This is a genomic window from Nostoc sp. UCD121, assembly GCF_014222285.1.
Classification (GTDB): domain Bacteria; phylum Cyanobacteriota; class Cyanobacteriia; order Cyanobacteriales; family Nostocaceae; genus Nostoc.
The window spans coordinates 1-9,852 of sequence record NZ_JACKZS010000254.1 but is presented as its reverse complement, the minus strand read 5'-3'; the positions used below and the strand labels follow the sequence as shown (position 1 = coordinate 9,852).

Here is a 9,852-nt window from a genome sequence, read left to right as displayed (position 1 = left end):
GGGACAATACCAATACCAAACCAAAAAGCATATAATATGAAACCTATTAATGTTGTCATCATTGAAAATGAGAACATATCTAGGATTGGCGCGGCAACAATATTATCTGAAACTGGTGCAATCCAAGTCTGTGGCGTTGCAAAATACGGAAAACAAGGAATAGAAATCGTTGACAAAGAAAAGCCAGATATCGTAATCATAAATATTGATTTACCGGATATCGATGGCATTGATGTAATAAGCACAATTAAATCCAAATACGCATCAATTAGAATTGTGGTTATGACTGCAAATAGCAGCAGAGATACCATTAACGCAGCAATTAGTAATGGCGCAGACTGCTACTACGCTAAAAATAGCGTTAGAGAAGAAGTAGGAGAAAGATTCGTTGAAGCAGTAATGGCTGCGTACAATAATGAATCATGGATTGACCCAACTATTAATCGTATTCTGATTGATAGTCTCAGGTCAAATGACATACCCGATAGAAATGTAGTAGATTTGTTAAGTGATTTCTCTAATAAAGAGATCACAGTTCTTCAATTAGCTGCCGGAGGCATGAAAAATAATGAAATTGCCAATGTAATGTATGTTTCCGAAGGTACAGTAAGGTCATATCTACATAATTCATTTATCAAGCTAGGAGTCAAAGATAGGTTAAACGCTATCCGCGAAGCAATCCGCCTGGGAATCCTCAGCTTTACAGACATGAAAATCGAAGAAGAAGTTACTCAAGAAACCCACACAAGAGTCAAAACTAACCAAAAAAGTCAAAAAGATACAACTAAAACGAGTAATAAGGGATACAAAGGCTGGGTTGCCTAGAAAATTAATCAACTGCAATTATGCAGCCACCTGAATACTTTTTCTGCTGGCGGCAAGTTTTAATGATGGCGGCGTTTTTAACATAAATACTACGCGCTACCTTACCTTCATTGGATTTAGCCCAATCCAGAAGCTTTTTATCTTCGGGTTGTAAGATGGCAGATCCAGAAGCTGCCTGCTGAAAAGTTACACTTCCAGCGATGGTCTTGTATGTAAAAACACCAATTGCAGTCCCTAAGGCCAGTACAAAACCCAATACCCCCGCCACTTGTGCCAATCGCCAATTACTTACATCCAAGTGAGGCAAAACCCCACCAGCTTGCTTAGTCATCTTAACTAAATCCTTCGCAGCTTCTGCGATCGCACTCTTTTGCTGTTGTATTGCCACTTTAGAAGCACTATTAAGCTTATCGTCTACCATGTCAGTCCAACCCACCACAAGGGAGTCAAGCCTACCTGGTAACTGCTGCAACGCAAACTGAGTTGTACCTAGTTCGGCGTATAGGTTAAACAAGGGGTCATCAGGGCGAATACCCAATTTAAGTATCCAATCAGTAACCTCTGCTTTTTTTTCTTCAGAATATTCTGCAACAACTTTTTCAACAACTTTTGCAATATTAGTCATAGGTTGTTTTTAAACAGTCAATTTAAAGTCTCACTGTTAATTTGGTAAAGCAAATAATTACCATTTCTCAGATTCAACATCTTCAGTTACATCAAGATTGGAAGGACTTTGTTTATTTGCACTTACAGAAGCTAATTCTGCATAGTTCGTACTCAACCCTAGATAATTAGAAGCTATTCTATTAGAAACAATAGAATTATGAAAATTTTCCATCCAGTTGAATACTATCGAACGCTGAATAGTATTAAGAGGAGAGTTAGTTTCAATCAGTTGAGTATAAGGTAAACCAGTATCCTCAAGCAACTGGTAAAAGTCATTATGCAATCCACCTAAAACTAGTTCCAAGCCGTTTAACTTTTTAATATCAGCTTGGAATCGACTCCCCTCATAGTATCGAAATCGCTTGCCAAAGTAATGATTTTGAATAACAACATAATCAACCTGACTACTAAAATGCTGATATAAATCTTGAAGATAATCTTCAACACAGTCTTTACGCTGTGATATCGGGTGCAAGAAAGTAACACGATATCCTAGACAATTAAGATTTTCTATCAGTGAAACATCTCTCTCAAAAAATTTGAATTCTCGGAGGTTTTGACCTGGCATATCAGTCAAAATCACTTCAACTTTCGGAAATATTTCTAAGTCAAGTAATAACCTATCAGAATCACCTCTAGAGAATCCCAAATGCTTTATCTCAAAGCGTTGTGTTTGATACATCGATAGCTTATTGCGATGCCCGTGGTAGAAAACACGCACATTGAGTTGATTTTTCAAGTACAACTCTAGTAAGAGCCTAGAAGCTGTAGACTTACCTACACGAGCATCACCTGATGTAATTACAAAACGCTTTATAAACATAATAAACTAAGCAGCTATATTTTCAGATTGTAAATTTGAATCTTGATTTTTAGCTTTTTCTTTTTCTTCATTTTCTCTAAGCTCTTTAGACTTTTCAACAACTGCTGGATAGTAACAATTATCTGGTTGTATATCAAAGCCAAATAAATTAAATGCTGGCTTAATTTGCGCTTCAAACTCAGCAAGCCAAGATTTAATTCTCGACTTAATCACAATATTTGTTCCTTTATGAGTCTGACCTTCATTAAATGTCAGAGCATGGCGGTCAATAAAGTCGTAGGATTTGTAGAATAAATCTGGCATCACAAGTTCTACCAGACCTTCTGCAAGCATATTTTGACGCAAAAAAGCGTCATTATATCGCTCAAATTTTTCTTCTTCACCATGAAATAAGTTCTTGACAACAACATAATCTACTTGATCTTTACAAAGTTCGCGCAATTTTTCTAGAACATTTATGGAATCAAGAACCCTACTAATCACTGAAACCATCGTCACTTGACAATTAATATCGGTTTTAAGCACTTCAAAAAATGAAAGCTCTTTGACATAACTCTCAAAGAAACCTCCAGATTGTGCTGGTAAGTCTAATAGTGTAATAGGACAATCACTCTCATCTAAATTAATTAATAAATCGTCAGCACCACCTCTATGGAAAATATCAATGTAACGGATTATCGGTCGGTAGTCTTTTTTGAAATATCTTTCTAACTGGGGATTTCTTAAGTCAGCTTCATAAGTAACACAGGGTAAATTTTTATTAATGTACAGTTGAAATAGCGCTCGTGCAAAGGTACTTTTTCCCACACCACCTTTATCACCTGTGACAATTATTAGCCGTTTTTGAGGTTTACTATTATTAATATTGGTTGTATTCTCATCAGACATGACTTTTTTACCCTTATTGTTTCTATTCGGAGACATAACATTCCTCTACAAAGCAAATACACTTTGTTGATGTAAATCGAAACTTTTAAACCTTATTTTGAAGAAAAGAATTCATTTGTAATAGTTAAAAAGCATTTAGTATAAGCAACCTTTAACGATAAAACTAGTTGATTATACAGGTTCTCAGCAAACCACATAAAATAGCTATATCCTTCTATGAATACTTCCAGAATAAATAATCAAAAGTATGCTTATACAAAAATGTAAATGCCTGCATCAATTCTAAAATGCTCATATCGTTGCCCTAAAAATTAGCTAGATGATAAAGCCAATCAATACTCATTATTCAATGAAAACTAACTACTCTGTTTGACATAGATTGGTTTTAGTATGTAACCTTTACCTCAAAAAGCCAATCAACAAAACTTCAATATTTAAGCAACATTTGTTGATATATAAATTAGTAATAAATTTTATTTAGTTTGCCTAAAATATCATAAAATATGAAAATATATACAAAAATGTAGGGAATTTACTCAGCTAAAAGTCTTTACAGATAACCTCACCTATTTCTGTATAAAGTAAATCGCTAGATGAGCCGCAACTGAAACAACCATAGTTAAACTTATCAAACTTTTCTAAAATTCTAATTGCAATGTTTTTGTCTTCTATGCCGAATTGCTCCATTGCCCATTTGATATCTAGCATAGTTATTTTCTGGTAGATTGAGCTTTGCTATAGCTTTTAATTATCCCTCAAAACTAATCAATAACTACACTTGTGGGATAGTGCCACTGATCCGCAGTTGTTACAGTGCGATCGCTCTTGTGAAAGGTACGATGGGTACGCTGGTAACTGGGCGCGTCCGTTGTGCGGGCTGTTCGGTGTCGCATTTTCCCTTTAAGAGTATCTCATCGCTACCATGCCAAAAAACGAACTAAAAGCATAAGCTTGTTAGCCCCACTTCTCCTCTCAAAATTAATCCGCTCCCTCTGTCTTATCTTCTGAGGAATTCTGGGAAGAAATTTTTTTGGCGATCGCATCCAATATCGTTGATATCTGATCGGGACTATTTAAATTAACTTGATATACATTCGTAGCATGAACTTGATTACTCCCTATTACCACTTGTAACCCAGGTTCACCCAGCAGATGCTTGATTAACTTAGCTTTTCCCTCGGCATCCAAGTGATCGCAGTTTTCCATTAATTTTTCTAAAAAATCATCCTCACCCTTATTTACCACAATAAGCGCCTAAGTGTATATGAAAAATTTCTCAGGCTATCATACTGCTACTTGCAGGTCTGTAGTATCCGTATTTTTTCCAGATATGGCCCCTGGTTGTAATACCCAAGCGGCAATCGCTTGTAGTATTTCAGCTTTTTCTTTAGGTGTGGCAGATTCAATTAGTTGAATAGGCGTTAACTCAACTACTCCTATTCTCGCTAGTGCTGGAATTCTACAATTTTCTGGCAGGGCATGAAGGATTTTGAAGTAATTACCAGCTTTTAGGTCGTTTTTGCCATCAAGAAACTTACTAATAGTACTCTCGTGGACACCAGCCCTAACAGAAATTTCTCTTGCTGTTAAGCAACTTTCCTTAATTGCTGTAATTAATATTTCTTGATGTTTATCCATATTGCCACTACTTGCTTTTTTTCAAGTTATTGAATACTATCAAATCTGTCTAGAAAATACAATTTAGCAAAAATCACACTGGCTTAATGGTGCTGGGGTGACAGTTTTGTGAAATTTTAGCGACTTTTACAACAAACTAGCTCTACTTGCATATGCGGGTAAGGGCAAAACTCATTTTATCCATATTATGACAGACACAAAGATTCAGGGGAAGTTCTACCCGCTCCAACATGAAGAATGGCTAAGAGCCTGCCGGGAACTAACCCCAGCACAGAGGGATGTACTCTACTACCTTCGCACTCTCGACCCATACAGCACCGGAATGGAAGTATCACCCTCAAGGATTGCCAAGGATTTATCTACCGCAGAAAAGCCAGTTCACCGCAGCACTGTAGGCCGTGCCCTCAAAGCGTTGGATGAAAAGGGATTTGTCGATATGGAGCTTCTTAAGGTTAAGGTTCACGTTCTCACCAAAGGCTTGCACTGTTGCGATGAGGCAACAAGTTGTGATGAGGCAACAAGTTGTAATGAGGCAACAAGTTGCGATGAGGCAACAAGTTGTGATGAGACAACAAGTTGCGATGAGACAACAAGTTGCGATGAGACAACTTTGTTGCCTGACCGCAACTTGCGCGATCGCTACGCAACTTGCGCGATCGCTACGCAACTTGCGCGATCGCCACGCAACAAGCACGAGCCAGAAGTATTGCCAGATAAAGATTCCAGCACACCTAAGATTAATAAGACTTATTTAGAATTTATAGACTCTCTCTCAGAAACCGAGCGAGCGAATTTTTTAAATTTTTGTGAGGAAAAGACAAAGAACCTCAGCCAGCCAGTGAACGACATTGAGGCTTGGTTAGCTCACACCACTAAAGCTGGACAGAACCGTTGGGAAGTTTATTACAAAAAATTTGTGACGTACCAACAAGCCGAGTCCAAAAAATCTCAAAGTAGCCGTAGCAGTCAAATGAAAAAGTTTCAAGAGGAACTTGAGCAACAACGACAGCAAGCTATGTCCATGTACGGCAACACAAATGAATCAATGGAAGCTTTGCCCAATTCAATCTAAAGTTTCAAGTCGCTTATGACAGAACAACTAAGTTTCCAAGGTGATGGTAGCGATCGCCTGCCACCCCAAAACATTGAGGCGGAAGAGGCGATTTTAGGCGGTATCATGCTTGACCCAGAAGCAATAAGTAGAGTGAGCGATTCTTTGATTCCAGAAGCTTTTTACATCAGCGCTCACAAAGATATCTATCAAGCAGCGCTGCGCCTTCACAGCCAGGGTAAACCTACAGACTTGCTCTCTGTCACCAGTTGGCTGACTGACCATGAAATACTAGTCCGTATTGGCGGGAGAAATAAATTAGCCACTCTAGTAGACCGCACGGTATCAGCTGTGAACATCGACGCTTTGGCAGGGTTAGTAATGGAAAAATACCTGCGGCGGCAGTTAATCAAGGCTGGCAATGATATTGTCCATTTGGGTTATGAAACTGAAACTGAGTTACCCAAAATCCTTGATCAATCGCAACAGAAAGTATTCCAGCTTTCTAACCAAAGCTTTGGTTCAAACACCGAACACAACAGCACAATTAGTATTGCTGCTTACAAGGAATTAGATTCAGGAAGCCCTATCTACTCTACAGGACTTGATGAACTCGATAATTTAATGGTCGGATTTGAAGGCGGTACGCTTACCATAGTTGCGGGTAGACCGTCAATGGGAAAGTCCCAGATTTCGTTGCAACTAGCTCTCAAGATGATATTGCTCCACGATTTACCTGTGGCTATCTTCTCGTTGGAGATGACAAAGAAACAATTAGAGTACAGGCTGTGGAGTTTAATTAGCGTCACCAATGCCTACAAACATTTAGGATTAACGCCACTGAAGAGCGATCGCATCCGCAGACATCGAGCCAAATTTCAACCTTTAGCAGATTGGGAATTCACGCTTATTGCCAAAATCGTTGATATTGCCTCAGAACTGCCGCTTTATATGAATGATTCAAGGGGTATCACCGTTTCACAAATTGCATCAGAATGCCGCCAAATTAGGGCTAAAGAGGGAAAACTGGGGCTAGTTGTAGTTGATTACCTGCAAATGATGGCAGAGGACTCTGGAGGCAACCGCAGCTATGAACTAGGAGATGTAGCCAGGGGACTTTACAAAATGGCAGGGGAACTAGATGTACCCGTGCTAGCACTGTCCCAAATCTCTAGGGGAGTTGAGGGCAGACAGAATAAGCGCCCAATGATGAGCGACCTTAGCCAATCGGGAATTTTAGAAATGGTGGCAGACAATATTATTCTCGCTTACCGAGATGAGTACTACAACCCAGACACTACAGAGCAAGGAATATTAGAGCTAATCATAGCTAAAGCACGGCACGGTGAAACAGGCACAGCAACGGTATTTTTTGACAAGTCCTATGGAATTATCCAGAATTTGCGGTGATGGAATATGGGAGTCCTCAAACTCCTGTCAAAACCATCCGCCTCCTGTATCGGAACTTTTACTGGGGGGTATTGATAATAGCCCTAGTAAAAACTTTGAACAAATAGACATACCCCCCAGTAAAGATAACCCTAGTAAAAACTCTGAACAAATAGAGATAACTCCAAGTATTGACAACCCTAGTAAAAAGCGCAGAAATTGGGGTGAGGGTAACGGCACTATTTATTGGCGCACCATTACTAGGGGTGGAAAGGACTACCCCCAGGCTTATTATCATTGGCAAGAAAAAGGTAGAAAAAAGACCAAGTACATTCCCAAGCATTTACTGGGGGTTATTCAAGAAGCAGAGTTCAAGAAGCGCCCAATTAGAGAAATTTTGACATTACTGGGTGTTGTGCCTAGCCCTAGTAAAAACACATTACTAGGGGATATCGAAAACAGCCCTGGTAAAACTAGACGACACAAAGAAATACCCCCCAGTAAAAATAGCCCTAGTAACAATGTCGAACAGTCAAAGATATCCCCCAGTAAAGATAGCCCTAGTAAAATTAGACGACACAAAGGATTAGGTAGTGGCTCCATTCAGTGGAAAACTATTACCCTTCACGGCAAAGATTATCCCCAAGCTTGGTATCACTATGAGTTTTGGAAAGATGGCGATCGCCTGGTTAAAAAGTGCAAGTATATTCCAAAACGACTATTAGGGAGAATAGAGAAGCTAGAAGCAGATAAAGCGCCAGTTAGAGATATTTTGTCAATATTGCGAGTAAAATTATAGAAAAACTTCCTAAAAATCGCGTAAATTGTAAATATCGGGTAAGTCTATTACAGGTTTACAATAATGATTATTAAAGGCGTGGTTTTTAATTGACACCAAAAATAGTTGCATAATTTCAAAGCTTTGAGACCAAGCTTTACACAGATTGGTTTGTTATTTTTCTGACAAGTCTATTGTTGACGACAACTTTTTAAATCCCAGTACCAACCGAGGCTTTTCATCAAACTCTAAGCAAGCATTTCCACAAACTCGACCACTTGAGCAGAAGTTACTTGTTGTGCGAGCAGAAAATCAACGAGTCCATCGAGTTTTTTACGGTTGTAGACGGTAGAATAGCCTTGAATCTGGCGTTCTTTGCAGAACTGTCGCAGCTTCCGCGCACGTGAACTACCTAAACTCCCACAAGGGTGAGTGTAGGCTTCTGGCATTCCTGATAACTACCAGAACTTCCTTCGAGGTACTATTAGTAGTAGATTCAGTTACTACAGGATTCCCTCTACGGCATTTTATCGTGGGAAACAGTCCCAGTCCCACGCGCTTTATGTTGAGTGCGGCATTGATATCCCTATCAACAAGTAGCGATTCCTTCTCATCCCAATACTCTCTGATTCCGCAATCAATAAATACAAATTCATCACGGTACGAGAGCAATTGAGATGTATAGGCAGGTTTAACTGCTATAGTCCTAGCCCCAGTTTTTGAAACTATGTATTCTAGGATTGTGAAAAAGTTACCAAAAGCAGCATCTAGCCACGATTTATTCAATCCACTCTTTGCTGATTGCCCATTTGGAAGATATTTACCATCTTCATCTTGTTTGGCTTTGTTGCGCTTTGATAAAGCTTTGAGATTTAAATTTTCGTGTACAAAAACCTTGTTACCTGTTCTCACCAGAGCGTGAGCAGTTTTAAAAGCATGGTCTTTTCTTGCTCTGGCAATACGTTGATGTTCTCGTGCCTCTCTTTTAGCTAGTTTGCGCCTTGCTTTACTCCCTTTTATTTTTGCAAACTTACGACGTGATACTTTCGCCAACCGCTTTTCAGATTTCCTGAAAGATTTTAGTGCAGGTAATTTAGTACTTTCTGAAGTTGCCAGATAATCATCTTCCTGAAGTACTGCATCTATTCCTAATGTGTTGTCCCAAGTTGGCACAATTTCATCAAGAGTAAAAGCAGGAACACTTGGATCTTCTAGGCAAATAGCAATATACCAACCATCGGCTTTTTTAGTTAAAAGTGCATTCTTAAATACAAATCCATCAGGTAGTGGACGGTGTAAACGCACTTTTATCCAACCTTTCAGTTTTGAAAATGACAAAAATAACCAACGTTTTTCAACACGCTCAATAGTTATAGCTTGCCTCTCAACTTTCATTGTTTGGTAACGAGCAGCACTTTTAAAGCGTGGTTTACCACTACGATTACCATTGCTATCGCCTTTGATAAAACGATAAAAAGCCAAATCTACACGCTTGGAGACATCTTGCAGTGTTTGGGAAGGCACACGAGTAAAATCTAATAATTCCCCAGAATGCACAACTTTTATTAAATCCTCTTTGAGAATTGGAAGTTGTTTTTTCTGAGAATAAAAATCAGGATTGTCTCTTAACTCTGGCAATGAACATATTAATGGACAAGTATTAATGTAATTACGATTGTTTTCCCACCAATCAAACCTATCTCTTAGTTGTTTGTTGTACCAGTATCGACAAACTCGCAACCAATAATTAATCTCTAATTTTTGATTCATATTTAGATAAGCGCGATACTGGTA

General features: G+C 38.9%; 13 protein-coding genes. 4 read left to right on the top strand and 9 right to left on the bottom strand.

Going from position 1 to position 9,852, the window contains the following annotated elements; all coding sequences use genetic code 11:
* Positions 1-825, top strand: an 825-nt coding sequence (locus GNF10_RS32065) for a response regulator transcription factor (protein WP_311774248.1), incomplete at its 5' end; no start/stop codon positions are given.
* 4 nt (positions 826-829) lie between these two features.
* Here GNF10_RS32065 and GNF10_RS32060 read toward each other — a convergent pair.
* From GNF10_RS32060 to GNF10_RS32035, 7 genes are all read right to left on the bottom strand, one after another.
* A complete protein-coding gene (locus GNF10_RS32060) occupies positions 830-1,450 on the bottom strand; it encodes a DUF6753 family protein (protein WP_185580000.1) in 621 nt (206 codons plus the stop codon).
* 57 nt (positions 1,451-1,507) lie between these two features.
* The gene (locus GNF10_RS32055; protein WP_185579998.1) at positions 1,508-2,314 is read right to left on the bottom strand and encodes a hypothetical protein; all 807 of its coding nucleotides are present in this window, start codon (positions 2,312-2,314) and stop codon (positions 1,508-1,510) included.
* A 6-nt stretch (positions 2,315-2,320) separates the two neighbouring features.
* Entirely contained in the window at positions 2,321-3,202 is an 882-nt protein-coding gene (locus tag GNF10_RS32050) for a chromosome partitioning protein ParA (RefSeq protein WP_260446102.1), read from the bottom strand.
* A gap of 540 nt (positions 3,203-3,742) precedes the next feature.
* On the bottom strand, positions 3,743-3,910 hold the full coding sequence (locus GNF10_RS32045; RefSeq protein ID WP_185607355.1) for a hypothetical protein: 168 nt from the start codon (positions 3,908-3,910) through the stop codon (positions 3,743-3,745).
* A 53-nt stretch (positions 3,911-3,963) separates the two neighbouring features.
* Positions 3,964-4,095 (bottom strand): hypothetical protein, encoded by a 132-nt coding sequence (locus tag GNF10_RS39035; protein ID WP_260446147.1) that lies wholly within the window; start codon positions 4,093-4,095, stop codon positions 3,964-3,966.
* Between the two features lie 85 nt (positions 4,096-4,180).
* The gene (locus tag GNF10_RS32040; protein WP_185587512.1) at positions 4,181-4,447 is read right to left on the bottom strand and encodes a hypothetical protein; all 267 of its coding nucleotides are present in this window, start codon (positions 4,445-4,447) and stop codon (positions 4,181-4,183) included.
* Positions 4,448-4,486: 39 nt separating this feature from the next.
* Positions 4,487-4,840 carry a helix-turn-helix domain-containing protein gene (locus GNF10_RS32035; protein ID WP_185587510.1) on the bottom strand — a complete coding sequence of 118 codons (354 nt, stop codon included), beginning with the start codon at positions 4,838-4,840 and terminating at the stop codon, positions 4,487-4,489.
* A gap of 187 nt (positions 4,841-5,027) precedes the next feature.
* On the opposite strand from GNF10_RS32035, the gene GNF10_RS32030 reads away from it, so the two are divergent.
* Genes GNF10_RS32030 through GNF10_RS32020 form a run of 3 tightly spaced genes read left to right on the top strand, consistent with a single transcriptional unit; the run spans position 5,028 to position 8,079 of the window.
* On the top strand, positions 5,028-5,912 hold the full coding sequence (locus GNF10_RS32030; protein WP_185587508.1) for a MarR family transcriptional regulator: 885 nt from the start codon (positions 5,028-5,030) through the stop codon (positions 5,910-5,912).
* A 15-nt stretch (positions 5,913-5,927) separates the two neighbouring features.
* Positions 5,928-7,301, top strand: coding sequence for a replicative DNA helicase (dnaB, locus tag GNF10_RS32025; RefSeq protein ID WP_185587506.1), 1,374 nt, complete (start codon positions 5,928-5,930; stop codon positions 7,299-7,301).
* Positions 7,276-8,079 (top strand): hypothetical protein, encoded by an 804-nt coding sequence (locus GNF10_RS32020; RefSeq protein ID WP_185587504.1) that lies wholly within the window; start codon positions 7,276-7,278, stop codon positions 8,077-8,079. Before dnaB ends, GNF10_RS32020 begins: the two co-directional genes overlap by 26 nt.
* A gap of 227 nt (positions 8,080-8,306) precedes the next feature.
* On the opposite strand, the gene GNF10_RS32015 is transcribed toward GNF10_RS32020, so the two are convergent.
* The gene (locus GNF10_RS32015; protein ID WP_185587514.1) at positions 8,307-8,507 is read right to left on the bottom strand and encodes a hypothetical protein; all 201 of its coding nucleotides are present in this window, start codon (positions 8,505-8,507) and stop codon (positions 8,307-8,309) included.
* Positions 8,467-9,852, bottom strand: a 1,386-nt coding sequence (locus tag GNF10_RS32010) for an RNA-guided endonuclease TnpB family protein (RefSeq protein ID WP_185607354.1), incomplete at its 5' end; no start/stop codon positions are given. The genes GNF10_RS32015 and GNF10_RS32010, both read right to left, overlap by 41 nt.

Excerpts from the sequence above, each read along its gene's own strand:
- GNF10_RS32020 (WP_185587504.1), top strand. The coding sequence starts at position 7,276 with ATGGAATTATCCAGAATTTGCGGTGATGGAATATGGGAGTCCTCAAAC.
- GNF10_RS32035 (WP_185587510.1), bottom strand. The coding sequence starts at position 4,840 with ATGGATAAACATCAAGAAATATTAATTACAGCAATTAAGGAAAGTTGC.
- GNF10_RS32050 (WP_260446102.1), bottom strand. The coding sequence starts at position 3,202 with ATGTCTGATGAGAATACAACCAATATTAATAATAGTAAACCTCAAAAA.
- GNF10_RS32060 (WP_185580000.1), bottom strand. The coding sequence starts at position 1,450 with ATGACTAATATTGCAAAAGTTGTTGAAAAAGTTGTTGCAGAATATTCT.
- GNF10_RS32045 (WP_185607355.1), bottom strand. The coding sequence starts at position 3,910 with ATGCTAGATATCAAATGGGCAATGGAGCAATTCGGCATAGAAGACAAA.
- GNF10_RS39035 (WP_260446147.1), bottom strand. The coding sequence starts at position 4,095 with ATGCGACACCGAACAGCCCGCACAACGGACGCGCCCAGTTACCAGCGT.
- GNF10_RS32030 (WP_185587508.1), top strand. The coding sequence starts at position 5,028 with ATGACAGACACAAAGATTCAGGGGAAGTTCTACCCGCTCCAACATGAA.
- dnaB (WP_185587506.1), top strand. The coding sequence starts at position 5,928 with ATGACAGAACAACTAAGTTTCCAAGGTGATGGTAGCGATCGCCTGCCA.
- GNF10_RS32055 (WP_185579998.1), bottom strand. The coding sequence starts at position 2,314 with ATGTTTATAAAGCGTTTTGTAATTACATCAGGTGATGCTCGTGTAGGT.
- GNF10_RS32015 (WP_185587514.1), bottom strand. The coding sequence starts at position 8,507 with ATGCCAGAAGCCTACACTCACCCTTGTGGGAGTTTAGGTAGTTCACGT.